Genomic DNA, 15,193 nt, shown 5'->3' with positions numbered 1-15,193 from the left:
AATGGGGAGGACCGTTTGCGCAAGCTGGGCAGAAAAGTGCTGGAGGCCATAGTCGGCGAAGAGGTGCGTCAAGCCGACCTCCGCCGCGCGCTGGTCGAAAGCCTTTATGCGTCGCCCACCTCGCTTGCCATCGGCGCGCTCGCCGGGCTGCTGCTGAGCCTCGCCATCGCGCATATTTCCCGCGATCCGGTGATGATCCTCTTCACCGTCGTCATCTCGCTGATCGCGGTCGCGCGCACCACCTCCGCCATCTTCTATTATCGCAAGCTCAAAAGCGGACGCGGCGGCACCTATCGGCTGTGGGAAATGGCCTATGAGCTGGGCGCCTGGGCCTATGCGGGCATGCTGGGCGCGCTGGCGTTCATCACGCTGGTGCGGTTCGACGATCCGGCGATCCACATCCTGTCGGTCGCGCTGGCGACGGGCTATGCCGCCGGCATATCCGGCCGCAATGCGGGGCGGATCAAGATCGCGGTGGGGCAGACCTGCCTCGCGCTGCTGCCCACTGCGCTGGGATTGTGGCTGGACGGCAATTTCGGCTATCGCATCCTCGCCATCGTGCTGGCGACCATGGTGATCGCCATGGCGGAGATCACCCGCACCACCCACCATATCGTTGTCGAGGCGTTGCGGGGCAAGAAGGAGAAATCCCTGCTCGCCGCCAAATATGAGCGGCTGGCCCGCTATGACAGCCTGACCGGGGTGGAGAACCGCATGGCGATGCAGATGCGCCTGCGCGAGCTGTTCGACGACAACCGCGAGGGGCGGGACGGGCAGGACGCGCTGGCGATCCTGTGGATGGACCTCGACCGCTTCAAGGAGATCAACGATTCGCTCGGCCATATGGTCGGCGACGCGTTGCTGGTGACGGTGGTGGAGCGGCTCTCGGCGCTGCTGGAAGGGCGGGGGCATATCGCCCGCTTCGGCGGCGACGAGTTCGTCATCCTGTGCCCCGGCGCGGGCCGGGACGAGGCGCAGGCGATGGCGGAGGAAGTCCGCATCTGTTTCGAGCAGGGCGTCGACGTGGGCGCGCATCATCTCGCCATTTCCGCGTCGATCGGCTTTGCCGTCGGCCCGCAGGACGGCCGCGACGCCGACGAGCTGATGCAGCATGCCGACCTCGCCCTCTACGAGGCCAAGGCGCAGGGCCGCAACCGCGTCATGGGGTTCGCCTGGTCGATGAAGGAGCGGTTCCACCGCATCCACGAGATAGAGCGCGGCCTGCGCAGCGCCATCGCCGAAGGGCAGATGGAGCTGCATTTCCAGCCGATCTTCGACGTGAAGTCGGGGCGCATCCATATTTGCGAGGGGCTGTTGCGCTGGAACCATCCGGCGCTGGGCGCGGTGTCCCCGGCCGAGTTCATCCCGATCGCGGAGAGCATCGGGATGATCGAGCCGCTGACCCAATGGGTGCTGCGGCAGGCCTGTTTCGCGGCGGTGCAATGGCCGGAGGAGATACGGGTGGCGATCAACATCTCGCCCGCCTCGCTGCGCTTCGGGGAGCTGCCGCGCGCCGTCATCGAGACGCTGATGGAAAGCGGCCTGTCCGCCCGGCGGCTGGAGCTGGAGGTGACCGAATCGATCTTCCTCCACGACGACGGCCAGACCCACCAGATGCTGCGCGCGCTCCAGCAGATCGGCCTGCGGCTGGTGCTCGACGATTTCGGCACCGGCTATTCCTCACTCAGCTATCTGCGCTCCTACCGCTTCGACGGGATCAAGATCGACCGCAGCTTCATGCGCTGCATCACCGAGAGCAAGGAGGATCAGGCGATCGTCAGCGCGGTCGGCCATCTGGCCGAGGCGCTGGGCATGGAGATCGTCGCCGAGGGCATCGAAACCGCCGAGCAGCTGCAATATGCGCGCGATGCGCATATCCATAATGTGCAGGGCTTCCTGATGTCGATGGCCCAGCCCCGGCCGGTCATCGACGCGATGATCGCGCGCAGGATGACGATCGGCGATGCGATGGCGTCGGAGTTGCGGCAAGCCCGCGCGCGCCGCGCCTAGGATCGTCCGAAATGCGGCCCATGCGGGCCTGCGAACCGCGCTATTCTGCGCTTCGGTGCTCACGACCCTTTAGGTCGCTGCGCTCCGATGCTCGAATATCACGCTTCTCGGCTCCACCTGAACCACATTTCGGGCGATCCTGCGGTGGAATCTGCGCTTCCCGCGCCCGTTTCAGCGCTGATGCAGGCGGGTTTGGGCGGTGGCGAGGCGGCGCATCATGCGCAGGTCCTTGTCGGTCAGCTTCATCGCGGCATCGACCCAGCCGTCGACAATGTCCTTCAATTCGTCGAGCTGCATCGGCGCGACCCGGCGGCCCGCGCGGTAAATGCCCACATGGCCGCTGTGCCGCCCGCTATTGGCGCGGATATAGTCGCGCGCGACCTCCTCGCCGCAGCCCGGATCGGCGAGCACGGTGATGAGGCCCATGTCGTACATCTCCTCGGCGGTATAGATCTTGCCGGAGAGCAGCATGCGCTCGGCCACCGCATGGCCCAGCTTGCGCGCGAGGATCGAATAGGCGCCCATGCCGGGAAACAGGCCGAACAGCACCTCCGGCAGGCCGAAGCGCGCCTGCCGTTCCGCGATGATGACGTCGAAGCACATCATCGCCTCGAACCCGCCGCCCAGCGCGTCGCCCTGCGCCAGCGCGATGTTGATGACGGGCATGTCGTTGCAATGCCAGACGCGGTCGACGATCTCCACGCACAGATGGCTGTACTGCCGCAGCGTCTCATGATCCTGATTTTCGATGCAGCGGGCGAACATCTCCAGATCGCCGCCCAGATTGAACACGCCGGGGAAGCGGGAGCCGAGCACCATATATTTCAGCTCGCTGTCGCCGGTGCCGAACACCTTGCGCGTTTCCATCTGCCACGCCATCGTGTCGCGCAGCAGGCCGAGATTGTAGTTGGGGCGGTCGAGCGGGGTGATGAACGCCCACAGCGTTCCGAGGTCGGCATCCCATTGCACGTCGATCTGGCCGAGGTCGAACAGCTTGGAGCGGCCCAGCCGGCTTTCCACCTCGTCTTCGGGGGAGAGGTCCTCGACCTGGGCTATGCGGCCGGAATCGCGGGAAAGATCGGTGATGCCGCGGGCCACGGCCCGGCCGGCCGGAGCCGCTTCGTCCGCCATGGTGCGAGCTTCAAGGTCTACCTTGTTCATTTCACCCCCGATTTTCGAAATCCGACCCGGCGCCGAAGGGAGCATGGGAGCCCGCCGCAGCGCAATGGTAGACAAGCCTTAACCAGTTTCCTTAACTATTTTCACCGCGCGATGTGGCTCTTTTGTTACGGAAAAGAGCCGATTTTTCAAATCCTATGGTAAATGGGCAACAGATGCGGCCGGCGATCGGGGCGGCGAACTGTCCCGAAAGGGGGCAAACCATTTGCTAACCCTTGGCCGCTAGAAACGAAGTCCATGATTCGGCGGCGTAAAGACAAGGTGGTCGTAACCCTCGTGTTGCAGACGGACAGCGGCGAGAGCTGGCCGCTGCGGCTGTCGGAAGATTGCATCTGCTTCATCGGCCGCTATCGCCGGGTCGAGAATTTCGGTCCCCGGTCGGGGCTGTTGCATTTCCTGCCCGGCCACATCGCTTAGGGCATGCGGCTATTCCGCCCATGACGGGCTGCAAATGGCGGTTTTCCGCGCTTCCGGTGCTCACGACCCTTTAGGTCGCTGCGCGCCGGTTCTCGATCCAGCATGTTGGCCTGTGGCCGTCTGCGACTCCCCCTCGCCCTGAACGGAATAGCCGCACGCCCTAAAACGGATCGCCGTTGACCTGCGGTCGTCTGCGACTGCCGCCGAAGGCGCGGGGCTGACAGGCGGGGCGGGACGCCGTAAAGGCGGGGCATGACTCGACCCCGTTTCTCCTTCTCCATCGCCGCCACCGACGGCAAGGCGCGCACCGGCACCATCGCGATGCGGCGCGGCGACATCCGCACCCCCGCCTTCATGCCGGTGGGCACCGCCGCCACGGTGAAGGCGATGCGCCCGGCGGAGGTCCGCGCGGCGGGCGCCGACATCATCCTGGGCAACACCTATCATCTGATGCTGCGCCCCGGCGCGGAGCGCGTGGCGCGGCTCGGCGGCCTGCACGGCTTCATGGGCTGGGACCGGCCGATCCTGACCGACAGCGGCGGCTATCAGGTGATGAGCCTTTCCGCGCTGACGAAGATGAGCGAGGACGGCGTCGCCTTCGCCAGCCATATCGACGGGTCGAAGCATATGCTGACGCCGGAGCGGTCGATGGAGATCCAGCGCCTGCTCGGCAGCGATATCGTGATGGCGTTCGACGAATGCACGAGGAACGGCGTGACCCATGACGAGGCGGCGCGGTCGATGGAGCGCTCGATGCGCTGGGCGAAGCGGTCGCGCGATGCGTTCGACGCCGGGGTCGATCATGCGGCGGGCGCGGCGCTGTTCGGCATCCAGCAGGGCTCACTCGACGAAGGGCTGCGCAAGGCGTCGGGGCAGGCGCTGGTCGAGATCGGCTTCGACGGCTATGCGGTCGGCGGCCTTGCCGTGGGCGAGGGGCAGGAAGCGATGTTCGCCTGCCTCGACTATGCGCCGGGCCAGTTGCCGGAGGACAGGCCGCGCTATCTGATGGGCGTCGGCAAGCCGGACGATATCGTCGGCGCGGTGGAGCGCGGGATCGACATGTTCGACTGCGTGCTGCCGACGCGGTCGGGCCGCAACGGACAGGCGTTCACATGGACCGGCCCGCTCAACATCCGCAACGCGCGCTTCGCCGAGGATATGGGACCGCTCGATCCCGAATGCGGCTGCCCCGTCTGCACCGGGTGGAGCCGCGCCTATCTCCACCATCTGGTCAAGGCGAAGGAGATATTGGGCGCGATGCTGATGACGCAGCACAATATCCATTTCTACCAGAGCCTGATGCAGCATCTGCGCGACGCTATCGCGGAAAAGCGCCTTTCCGCCTTCGCCCAGGCTTTCCGGACGCGCTACGGAAAGGGGCGGCAGGCGGATTAGGATAGGGGCGGGGTGCCTCATGCCCCATCGTCATGCTGAACTTGTTTCAGCATCCATCAAGCCCACAGTCCGCTGGCTGATCCGGCGGCATGGACCCTGAGCCGAAGGCCAGCGCAGCTAAACAAGTTCGGGGTGACGGTAAAGGCTATGCCTGATTTCAGGCTGGCACCGGCCCGTTGCTCCGGCCTGTCCGCGTCGCCAAGACTGCGCCTTCACCCCGTCACCGGGATGGTGATGTGATATTCGCCCGCTTCGGCGTCATGGCCCAGTGGGGTGCGCAGCTGGCGGGCGAGGCCGGCCAGCACCCGCTCATAGAGCCGCATCGTTGCCGGCTCACTGCCTTCGGCCTGGCGGAAGATCGGGGAAACCAGCGAGAAGCGGGCCTGCCCCTCGGTCCCGTCCAGCCGCAGCAGCGATATGGTGAAGCGTTGGTCGGGCGCATAGGCGATCACCAGATCGGCCAGCTCCGCCGTCATGAAGGCGATGGCGGTCGCGACGTCCTGGTGCAGCATCACGTCGTCGCAATCGACGGCGATGTCGATGTTGCGCCCGCTCTGCACCTTGGCCGATATCTTGAGGGCGGAGGCGATCTCGTTCATCATCGGCCGCGCGCGCAGGCCCAGCTCCTCGTCCAGTTCCGCATAATGGTTGCGCTGCACGACGGCAAGCGCGTCCACCCGGCGCTGGATCGAAAGATAGGCGTCGCCCTCATTGGCATCCTCGGCCGCGCGCCAGTGCAGGCTGATGAGGCTGGAGATGATCTGGAGGTTGTTCTTCACCCGGTGGTGCACCTCGCGCGTCAGGCGGGTCTGCCGCTCCAGCGCGGCGCGCATGCCTTCCTCGTGCCGGGCGACCTCCTGGCTCATCCGGTGGAACGTCTCGCCCAGCTCCTCGATCTCGCTGGAGGCGAGGCGGGAAAGATGCGGCGGGCGGATGATCTTGCCGGGGGTATAGGCGGCGATTTCCCGGCGCAGGGTCGTCAGCGGCTTGATCAGCAGCCAGTGGACGACCAGCCAGCCCAGGAACACGGCGGCCACCCAGAGCAGCAGCGGCATCAGCAGCGAGATCATCCTGGCGTTGCTCGTCAGCGTGTCGATCACTTCATTGTCGAGCACCAGCTGGTGCCTGTCGGCCTGATCGCCGGTGAGGGCGGGGGTGCGATCCGGCGTGACCGGCGCATGCGCGCTCAGCCGCGCGCGGGACCGGCTCTGGTCCCCCGTGCTGGAGGCGAGGACCAGCCGGACGTCGCCCTGATGCAGGGTGATCGTCTGGTCCGCGCCGTTGCCCACGTCGCTGGTCAGCTTGGCCAGCGCGGGCCGCAGATAGAGCGCCAGCGCGGTGACCGACCCGTCCCGGCTGGCCGACCGGATCAGCAGCCCGTCCAGATCGGGCACGAGCAGCACCTCGGGCGCATCCTGCCCCGCCTGCCGCAGCGCGCCGGCCAGCCGCGCGGCATTCTCCGAGCGGCAGCGGATTTCGCCCCGCCGGTCGAAGATCGCGACCAGCAGGCCGTCATCGTCGGTCATCGCGTTGAACAGATGCTGGAGGCGGTCGCAGATATGGGTGTCGGCGGGATTGTCGGCCAGCACATTGGCGGTCAGCGACTGGGCGGTCTGTATCGCGGTCACGGTCGCGGCGAGTTGCGCCGCGTTCTGGCGGGTGGCCGCGATCAGCAGCTCCTGCTTTTCCTGCTCGGTGGTCCGGATGGAATGCCAGTTGACGATGATGGTCGAGATGGCGAGCGGCAACAGCGCCAGCATCATGATGAGGAACGCCTTGCCCGCGGTTCCCTTCATCCACGCGGCCGCCCGTGCGGGGGGAGGAGGGGAGAAGGGCGGGGTCGGGTCCATGATGCGGCGGGCGAACGCGGAAAGGAGGCTGCGGCCGGACGCCGCCCTCAGTCGAGATGCCTGAGCAGGTTCAGCATCTCGTCCGGTATCGCTTCCTCCACGGTCTGCTGATAGATGGCGCGCAGGGCATGGCCCAGATTGGCGTCTTCCTCGGTCAGCCCCTTGGGTGGGGAGGCCGGATGCTCTCCGCCGGTGGCCGTCGTGGAGCAGGATGGGGCGGCAGGGGTGGCGCCGGGACGAGTTTGCAGGCCTGTCAGCGGCTTGTCGTCATTATCCGTCATTCCTTATTCCCTAATACCGCCATTAGCATTCCCCCAAATTGCCTTTTGCCGCGACGTCCCGCGACCGGCGCCGCCGCCGGTCCCTTTGCGACGCAAGGGCGATGGCGGACGGTCCATCCTATCCAGCACTTGTGGGACGATGCAATAAGAATAGGCGTTTCCCACGACCCGATCCGCGTTCCCGGAAGAATATTGGACCTGATCTGGAAACCTATTTCCGCGTCGTTTGTTCCAACATTTCTGTGCAACCATCACGGCTGGCACGGCTTTGGGTGGGATTGCCCCGGCAGGGCGGCTTTGCGGGCCGGTTTTGCAAGGGCGATCTTGTCGCGGGAATGGCGGGGATATAGGCTGGACCGATCCGTTTCATTCCCGTCCCCCAGGCGGCGGCGGGCATGGCGGCACGTTGGAACTATCGGGCGGAAATGTCGGGCAGGGATGCCGACACAGGCAGGGAGCAATAATCACATGTCACTGGGCCAGCAGCTATATTCGCATCTTCCGTTCCTGCGCCGCTACGCCCGCGCGCTGACGGGCAGCCAGATGCAGGGGGACGCCTATGTCCGCGCGACGCTGGAGGCGATCGTCGCGGCGCCGGACGAGTTCCCCACCGATGTCGATGCCCGGCTCGGCCTCTACCGCACCTTCCATGCGATCTGGTCGTCGGCGCGCCTCGATGGCGAGGGCGTGGACGAAAGCGACGAAACCGGGCGTCAGGCGATCGCGCGCGCGCGGCTGGCCCGCGTCGCGCCCTATCCCCGGCAGGCGCTGCTGCTGACCGCGATGGAGGGATTCGGCGAGCGGGAGGTGGCCTATCTGATGGATGTTTCCTCCGCCGAGGTGGACACGCTGGTCGCGCAGGCGCTGAACGAGATCGAGCGGCAGACCCGCGCCGACGTGCTCATCATCGAGGACGAGCCGATCATCGCGATGGATATCGAGATGATCGTGCGCGACATGGGCCATGACGTCACCGGCATCGCCGTCACCCGCGACGAGGCGGTGCAGATGGCGCGGGCGCATCGCCCCGGCCTGGTGCTGGCGGACATCCAGCTGGCCGACAATTCGAGCGGCATCGACGCGGTGAAGGACATATTGGCGGAATTTTCCGTGCCGGTGATTTTCATCACCGCTTTCCCGGAGCGCCTGCTGACCGGCGAGCGGCCGGAGCCGACCTTCCTCATCACCAAGCCGTTCCAGCATTCCACGGTCAAGGCGGCGATCGCGCAGGCGCTGTTCTTCGACGCGGCGACCAGCCCGGCGGCGTGAGCGGGGCGGCGTGATTTGCAGGTGCCGGACGCCTCGCCGGATTTCGCGACGGACCGAGGCGGGAACCGGCTTGCGAATGAGGCGTTGGTCGGTGATAATGGGGACAATCGGCCGGACCGGCGCCAGTGGCGTTCGTTGGCGGACCTTGCGTCCATTTGATGTGGCGTGTCCGTTTCGCCATCAGTCGGGGGATTTGCATGAGAGAAACAGTGGATAATCCCGACACCAATGCGACACTGAGCGATGAGCAGTTCAAGCAGGAATTGACGGCGGTTATCCCCCATCTTCGCGCTTTCGGCCGCTCGCTTTCCGGCTCGCGCGATCTTGCCGACGATCTGGTGCAGGAAACGCTGATGAAGGCCTGGGCCGCCCGGTCGCGCTTTCAGGCGGGCACCAACATGCGCGCCTGGACCTTCATCATTCTGCGCAACCATTTCCTTTCCCAGATGCGCCGCGCGCGCTTCAAGGGCGAATGGGACGAACTGGTCGCCGACCGCCTGCTGTCGGCCGCGGCCGGGCAGGACAAGCAGATCGAGCTCGGCGACCTGCAACGCGCGCTGATGCAATTGCCCCAGTCGCAGCGCGAGGCGCTGATCCTCGTCGGCGCGGGCGGCTTCGCCTATGAGGAAGCGGCCGAGATCTGCGGCGTCGCCGTCGGCACGATCAAGAGCCGCGTCGCGCGCGGACGGGCGGCGCTGGAGCAGATCATGGACGAGGGCGCCCTTCCTTCGCGCCGGGGGCAGGAGCCTTCGGGCGACGGCCCGCTCGCCGAGATCATGTCCGACGTCGACCGGCTGAGCGCGGATTATTCTTCCTGATTCAAGGCGGTTGTGGGCTGGCCCGTAGTGCGGGCGAAGCCCAACGGCTGATTTTCTCCTGGGCAAGAAGAAGGACAGGGCTTCGACAGGCTCAGCCCGAACGGTCACTCATAGGAGGATCGGTCGTTATCGCCCCGGCGCATAGCGGCTTGGGCGCGGTCTTATCCCTGCGCGGCTCCGTTCGTTCCGGTGGCGCTGTCCAACTGGTGCAGCAGGTCTATCATATCCTCCGGCAAATCCGCCTGATCGACCGCCGAATAGGCCGACGCAAGGGCGCGGCCCATGCCTTCATAATGCCTGAAGCCAGTCACCGTGACGAAATGGGCGGCCCGTGTACGTCCTTTCGATGCAGCAGAGATGTTATTCCGGTCATTCATGCTAGGAAAGACGCGGAGGCTGCGGCATGGTTCCCCCGGAATCGATGAAATGCAAGCGGTAACGAAAGCGAACGTGGCTTGATTGCAACAGATATAATGGACGGGAGTGGAATGGACTGGGACGGGGCACTGGCAAGGGCGGAACGCTTCTCGCCATTTCTGGAAATGATGTCAGGGCGGTATCCCGATATCGCCGCCCGCCTTCGCGCCGGGGAGGATGAGGCCGCCTGGTCGCTTGCCGCGCGGGCCGGGGAGGGGGCGTCCGGCCCGGCGCAGGCGTTGCGGCGCAGGCGCGGCGCGGTCGCGCTGGTGACGGCGGTGGCGGATCTGGCGGGCGCCTGGGATTTCGAGCGAGTCACGCGCACCCTGTCCGACTTCGCCGACGAGGCGGTGGAAGCCGCGCTGATGGCGGCCTTCGCCGAGCGCTATCCCGGCGAGGAACCGCGCGGCTTCGCGGTGATCGCGCTGGGCAAGCACGGCAGCCGCGAGCTCAATTACAGCTCCGATATCGACCCGATCCTGATCTTCGACCCCGAAACGCTGCCGCGCCGCGCGCGCGAGGAGCCGGTCGAGGCGGCGGTGCGGCTGGGGCGGCGGATGAGCGAGATACTCTCCGCCCGCGACGGCGACGGCTATGTGTTCCGCGTCGACCTGCGCCTGCGCCCCTCGCCGGAGGCGACGCCGATTGCGCTGCCGGTCGAGGCCGCGATCTCCTATTATGAGAGCATGGCGCTGGGCTGGGAGCAGGCGGCGTTCATCCGCTCGCGCGTGTGCGGGGGCGACCGGAGGTTGGGCGATTACTTCCTTCAGGCGATCCGCCCGTTCGTGTGGCGGCGCTCGCTCGATTTCGGGGCGATCGACGCGATCCTCGACATCAGCCGCCGCATCCGCGACCATTATGCCAGCGGCCAGGCCTTCGGCCCCGGCTACGACCTGAAGCGCGGGCGGGGCGGCATTCGCGAGGTGGAATTCTTCGCGCAGGTGCATCAGCTGATCCATGGCGGCCGCCAGCCGGATCTGCGTGCGGGCGCGACCCGCGACGCGCTGCGGGGGCTGGGCGAGGCGGGCGTGATCGGCGGCGACGTCGCGCGGCGGCTGGACGAGGCCTATGTGCTGTTCCGCACCATCGAGCACCGCCTGCAAATGGTCGACGACCGGCAGACGCACGAGCTGCCCGCTGACGACGCGGCGCTGGCCAATGTCGCGCGGCTCCACGGGCTGGAGACGAGTGGGGCGCTGCTCGATCTGTTGCATCCGCATGTGACGTGGGTGGGCAATAATTACGACCGGCTCGCCCCGGAAAAGGAGGACGGGCGCCTGTCCGTCGAGCCGGACGGGCTGGTCGGGCAACTGGCCGCGATGGGCTTTGCGGAGGCGGAGGCCGCCGCCACGCGCATCGGCCGCTGGCGGGCGGGATCGGCGCGGGCATTGCGCAGCGCCTCGGCGCGGGAGGCGCTGGAGGAACTGCTGCCCGGCCTCTTCGCGGGCCTCGCCAAGGCGCCGGACCCGATGGCCGCGCTCAACCGCCTCGACCATATGATCGATCGCCTGCCCAGCGCGATCAACTTCTTCAAGCTGCTGGCGGCCCGCCCCGCGCTGGTGACGATGCTGGTGACGATATTGAGCCATGCGCCGGTGCTGGCCGATGCGCTCGCGCGCCGGGCGGAGCTGCTCGACGGGCTGATCGACGCCAGCGCGCTGGAGCCGATACCGGATCTCGACACGCTGGTCGCCTGGCTGAAGCGCGGCGAGCAGGGCGACGATTATCAGCTGCTGCTCGATCGGGTGCGGCAGAAGGTGGGCGAGCGCCGCTTCGCGCTGGGCGCGCAGATCGTCTGCGGCGCGGCCGATCCGCTGGAGGTCGGGCGCGGCTATGGTCGGCTTGCCTATGGCGCGGTCGAGGTGCTGGGGCAGGCGACGGTCGAGGAGTTCGAGAAGATCCACGGCACGGTCGCCGGTGGCGAGCTGGTGATCGTCGCGCTGGGCCGTCTGGGCGGCGGGGTGCTGACCCATGCGTCGGACCTCGACCTGATCTACCTGTTCACCGGCCATTATGAGACGGAATCCGACGGCGCCAAGCCGCTGGGCGCGACGCAATATTTCAACCGCCTGTCGCAGCGGGTCGGCAATGCGCTGTCCGTCTCCACCGCGTCGGGCCCGCTCTACGAGGTGGACACGCGGCTGCGGCCCTTCGGCGCGCAGGGGCTGCTGGCGGCCAGCCTCGACAGCTTCTCCCGCTATCAGCAGGACAATGCGTGGACGTGGGAGCATCTGGCGCTGACGCGGGCGCGGCCGATCTTCGGCTCGGCGGCCGGGCGGGCGGCAGTGCAGCAGGTGATCGACCGGGTGCTCGCCATTCCGCGCGATCCGCTGGACCTCGCCCGGCAGGCGGTGAAGATGCGGGCGATGATCGCCACCCACAAGCCCGCCGCCGGGGCGCTCGACGTGAAGCTGGCGAGCGGCGGGCTGGTCGATCTGGAATTTCTGGTGCAGGTGACGCAACTGGCCAACCAGACGGCGGTGGACCCCGATCTGGGCCGGTCGATCGACGTTCTGGCCGGTGCGGGGCTGCTGGATGCTGGCCTGAAGGCGGCGCATGATCTGCTGACGCGCTATCTGGTGGTGTCGCGGCTCGTTTCGCCCGGCTCGGCCGAGCCGCCGGAGGCGACGCGCGCGCTAGTGGCGGCGCGATGCGGCGCGCGGGACTGGCACGGCCTGCTTGCCATGCTGGACGAAGCGCGGCAAAGCGTCGCGGCAAGCTGGGGCGCGGTCGCCGCCAGCGTTCCGACCGAGGAGGCATGAATATGCTCGATACAGGCGACGCGATGCCCGAAGCGACGCTGGTGGATGCCGATGGCGTGTCCTTCCCCCTGTCCCGCTATCGGGGGCGGCCGCTGGTCGTCTATTTCTATCCCAAGGCCGACACGCCCGGCTGCACCAATGAGGCGAAGGATTTCACCGAACTGGCGAACCAGTTCGACGCGGCGGGCGTGGCGGTGGTCGGCGTGTCGCGGGACAAGCCCGCCAGGCTCGCCAAATTCCGCGACAAATATGGGCTGAAGCTGCTGCTCGCCTCCGACGAGGATGGCGCGGTGTGCGAGGCGTTCGGCACATGGGTGGAAAAATCCCTCTATGGCCGCACCTATATGGGCATCGCCCGCGCGACCTTCCTGTTCGACGGCGAGGGAAAGGCCGTGCGCGTCTGGCCGAAGGTCAAGGTGAAGGGCCACGCCGCCGAGGTGCTGGAGGCCGCTAAGGCGCTTGGCTGAAGGCATGATCGAGAGGGACGATCCGGCGCGGGAGAGCGTTGGCGCGGCGTGCCGCCGGGTGCTGCTGACCGCGCAGCCGCAGGCGAAGCTGATGGCGGCGCGGCAGGTCGCGCGCGACTGGCGGCTGGGCCGTCTGGCGCATCGCTTCGACGCGGCGATGCCGGACCGGCCCGCCTGGCCGGAAAGGCCGGAGCTGCTGCCGCCCAACCGCATGCCCAAGCGCGGCAAGGCCGGGTCGGAGCGGGCGCGGATCGCGATGCTGCACGCGCTCGCCCATATCGAATTCATCGCCATCGACCTCGCCTTCGACATGGTGGGGCGCTTCGGCGGCCGATTTCCGCGCGCATTCACCGACGACTGGCTGCGCGTGGGCGCGGACGAGGCGATGCATTTCGCCTTGCTCGACCGGCGGTTGCGGCAATTGGGCAGCCATTATGGCGCCTTGCCCGCCCATGGCGGATTGTGGGAGGCGGCGGAGGAAACCGCGCATGACGCGCTCGCCCGGCTCGCCATCGTGCCGATGGTGCTGGAGGCGCGGGCGCTCGACATCACCCCGACGACGATCGAGCGCTTTACCGAGGCAGGCGATTTGCCTTCCGCGAAGATGTTGGAAAGAATCATGACGGACGAAATCCGCCATGTGCATTTCGGGACGAAATGGTTTGAGGAAGGGACGAAACGATTGGGCGTATCAGCCCCAAATCATTACCAAAACCTTGTAAATCGGCACTTTCGGGGCCGTCTGAAGCCTCCGTTCAACGACTCGGCGCGCGATCAGGCCGGTTTAACGCGCGAATATTATCTGCCGCTTGCTTATTAACGCGCGTCTGTCAGACAGGGTTCCCACGGGGCAGGGACGGTTTCTGCTGACACAAAGCTTCAATCCGCCAGAAACATGGTTTCGGCGTACAGGTAGGGTCGCAATGTCGAAAACTGAACGCAACACCAACGGCTGCGGCCTCGATCGGTTCCAGTTCCTGTCCGGTTCACGAAAGATTTTTTTGGTCCTGACCGCGGCGGGCCTCTCGATCGCGGCGGCGCCCGCCCATGCCGACACCGTGAAGACCGCCACGGCGGCGTCGATCGACAATGACGACGACCCCTATAGCGACGATCTGAGCCTCGCCGACAAGAAGGTGTTCCAGGGAGAGGATGCCACCTTCGCCAACCTGTTTTCCAGCTGGAAGCGGCTGGACAATGGCGGCATGCCCGCCGCGCGCGCGAGCGTCTACATCCCGACCGGCCGCCCGGTGGACAATCTGGCGCTGACCAGCAATTACGGCGCGCGCAACGATCCGTTCAACGGCCGCACCCGCATGCACAAGGGCATCGACATTCCGGGCCCGGTGGGCACCCCGATCTATGCAACCGCCGACGGCATCGTCAGCCGCTCGCAATGGGTGAATGGCTACGGCAATCTGGTCGAAATCGCCCATGGCAACGACACTGAAACCCGTTACGGCCACCTGTCCAAGCTGATCGTGCAGCCCAACCAGCGGGTGCGCCGGGGCCAGCTCATCGGCCTGATGGGCTCGACCGGCCGTTCGACCGGCAGCCATCTGCATTATGAAATCCGCATTTCGGGCAACGCGATCAACCCGCTGCCCTTCGTCACCGGCTCGGAACGCGCCATGGCCTTCAACAGCCGGGGCGACGTCGCGGTCGGCGGCCCGACCAGCCAGGAAGAAAAGCTGGCCTCGAAATAAGAGGCCGCGGCAACGGAACCGCGACAGAGGCGCCCTTGGTGGCGCCTTTTTCTTTTGGGGATTGGATGACGGGTTGCGGTCAATTCCTGCCCTTCCCGACGCGTCATGCCAGCGCAGGCTGGCATCTCGCGATACGGCGCACAGCATGGCCTGCGACCCCAGCCTTCGCTGGGGTGACGGTAACCACCCAAACAGCCTTCCCGAAGCAGGGCGATGCCAGCCATCGCCCCCTGAACAGGGACGGGCTTGCCACCCCCTGGCGCCATCCCTATCTAAGCAGCCATGACCGACATCATCCTTACCCCTTCCGCCGCCGCGCGTGTCGCCTGGATCGCGCAGAGGCAGTCGAAGCCCGCGATATTGCGGCTGGCCGTCGAGGGCGGGGGGTGTTCCGGCTTCCAATATCGCTTCGGCCTTGCCGACGGGGTGGAGGCGGATGACCTCTCCGTGGAAACCGACGGCGTGATGCTGGTGGTCGACCCGATGAGCCTCGATCTGGTGCGCGGCGCGGCGGTCGATTATGTCGAGGATCTGGGCGGCGCCGCGTTCAAGGTGACCAATCCCAATGCGACCGCCGGTTGCGGTTGCGGCTCCAGCTTTTCCATTTAGGCCATTTAAGCGC

The 15,193-nt window shown here is 66.6% G+C and carries 14 protein-coding genes; 10 read left to right on the top strand and 4 right to left on the bottom strand.

Annotated elements, in window-relative coordinates:
• Positions 1–36: 36 nt before the first annotated feature.
• Positions 37–2,010, top strand: a complete 1,974-nt coding sequence (locus GGR43_RS11770; protein ID WP_284277684.1) for a putative bifunctional diguanylate cyclase/phosphodiesterase — start codon at positions 37–39, stop codon at positions 2,008–2,010.
• 171 nt (positions 2,011–2,181) lie between these two features.
• On the opposite strand, the gene GGR43_RS11765 is transcribed toward GGR43_RS11770, so the two are convergent.
• A complete protein-coding gene (locus GGR43_RS11765) occupies positions 2,182–3,171 on the bottom strand; it encodes a crotonase/enoyl-CoA hydratase family protein (RefSeq protein ID WP_246343632.1) in 990 nt (329 codons plus the stop codon).
• 279 nt (positions 3,172–3,450) lie between these two features.
• Between GGR43_RS11765 and GGR43_RS11760 the strand changes: the two genes are divergently transcribed.
• Positions 3,451–3,606, top strand: coding sequence for a hypothetical protein (locus GGR43_RS11760; RefSeq protein ID WP_425502200.1), 156 nt, complete (start codon positions 3,451–3,453; stop codon positions 3,604–3,606).
• A gap of 252 nt (positions 3,607–3,858) precedes the next feature.
• Positions 3,859–5,001: a tRNA guanosine(34) transglycosylase Tgt gene (gene tgt, locus GGR43_RS11755; RefSeq protein WP_188072146.1), complete on the top strand. Its 1,143-nt coding sequence runs from the start codon at positions 3,859–3,861 to the stop codon at positions 4,999–5,001.
• Positions 5,002–5,213: 212 nt separating this feature from the next.
• Here tgt and GGR43_RS11750 read toward each other — a convergent pair whose 3' ends face one another.
• Positions 5,214–6,797 carry a sensor histidine kinase gene (locus GGR43_RS11750; protein WP_188072145.1) on the bottom strand — a complete coding sequence of 528 codons (1,584 nt, stop codon included), beginning with the start codon at positions 6,795–6,797 and terminating at the stop codon, positions 5,214–5,216.
• Between the two features lie 101 nt (positions 6,798–6,898).
• Positions 6,899–7,132, bottom strand: coding sequence for a NepR family anti-sigma factor (locus tag GGR43_RS11745; protein ID WP_188072144.1), 234 nt, complete (start codon positions 7,130–7,132; stop codon positions 6,899–6,901).
• A 468-nt stretch (positions 7,133–7,600) separates the two neighbouring features.
• On the opposite strand from GGR43_RS11745, the gene GGR43_RS11740 reads away from it, so the two are divergent.
• Both GGR43_RS11740 and GGR43_RS11735 read left to right on the top strand, forming a co-directional pair.
• Positions 7,601–8,401 (top strand): response regulator, encoded by an 801-nt coding sequence (locus tag GGR43_RS11740; protein WP_188072143.1) that lies wholly within the window; start codon positions 7,601–7,603, stop codon positions 8,399–8,401.
• A gap of 197 nt (positions 8,402–8,598) precedes the next feature.
• On the top strand, positions 8,599–9,219 hold the full coding sequence (locus tag GGR43_RS11735) for a sigma-70 family RNA polymerase sigma factor (RefSeq protein WP_188072142.1): 621 nt from the start codon (positions 8,599–8,601) through the stop codon (positions 9,217–9,219).
• Between the two features lie 161 nt (positions 9,220–9,380).
• On the opposite strand, the gene GGR43_RS23755 is transcribed toward GGR43_RS11735, so the two are convergent.
• Complete coding sequence (locus GGR43_RS23755) at positions 9,381–9,503, bottom strand: hypothetical protein (protein WP_281392480.1); 123 nt, start codon at positions 9,501–9,503, stop codon at positions 9,381–9,383.
• A gap of 204 nt (positions 9,504–9,707) precedes the next feature.
• Between GGR43_RS23755 and GGR43_RS11725 the strand changes: the two genes are divergently transcribed.
• The 5 genes from GGR43_RS11725 (at position 9,708) to erpA (ending at position 15,180) form a co-directional block, all read left to right on the top strand.
• Positions 9,708–12,398, top strand: a complete 2,691-nt coding sequence (locus tag GGR43_RS11725; RefSeq protein ID WP_188072199.1) for a bifunctional [glutamine synthetase] adenylyltransferase/[glutamine synthetase]-adenylyl-L-tyrosine phosphorylase — start codon at positions 9,708–9,710, stop codon at positions 12,396–12,398.
• Between the two features lie 2 nt (positions 12,399–12,400).
• A complete protein-coding gene (bcp, locus tag GGR43_RS11720; protein WP_188072140.1) occupies positions 12,401–12,865 on the top strand; it encodes a thioredoxin-dependent thiol peroxidase in 465 nt (154 codons plus the stop codon).
• Between the two features lie 4 nt (positions 12,866–12,869).
• The gene (locus tag GGR43_RS11715) at positions 12,870–13,685 is read left to right on the top strand and encodes a ferritin-like domain-containing protein (RefSeq protein WP_188072139.1); all 816 of its coding nucleotides are present in this window, start codon (positions 12,870–12,872) and stop codon (positions 13,683–13,685) included.
• Between the two features lie 103 nt (positions 13,686–13,788).
• The gene (locus GGR43_RS11710; protein ID WP_188072138.1) at positions 13,789–14,571 is read left to right on the top strand and encodes a M23 family metallopeptidase; all 783 of its coding nucleotides are present in this window, start codon (positions 13,789–13,791) and stop codon (positions 14,569–14,571) included.
• Between the two features lie 282 nt (positions 14,572–14,853).
• Positions 14,854–15,180, top strand: coding sequence for an iron-sulfur cluster insertion protein ErpA (erpA, locus tag GGR43_RS11705; protein WP_188072137.1), 327 nt, complete (start codon positions 14,854–14,856; stop codon positions 15,178–15,180).
• The last annotated feature ends 13 nt before the right edge of the window (positions 15,181–15,193 follow it).

It is taken from the genome of Sphingobium jiangsuense (assembly GCF_014196495.1).
GTDB lineage: Bacteria > Pseudomonadota > Alphaproteobacteria > Sphingomonadales > Sphingomonadaceae > Sphingobium > Sphingobium jiangsuense.
Note: the sequence above shows the minus strand (reverse complement) of the source record. Positions and strands in the feature narration are given on the sequence as shown.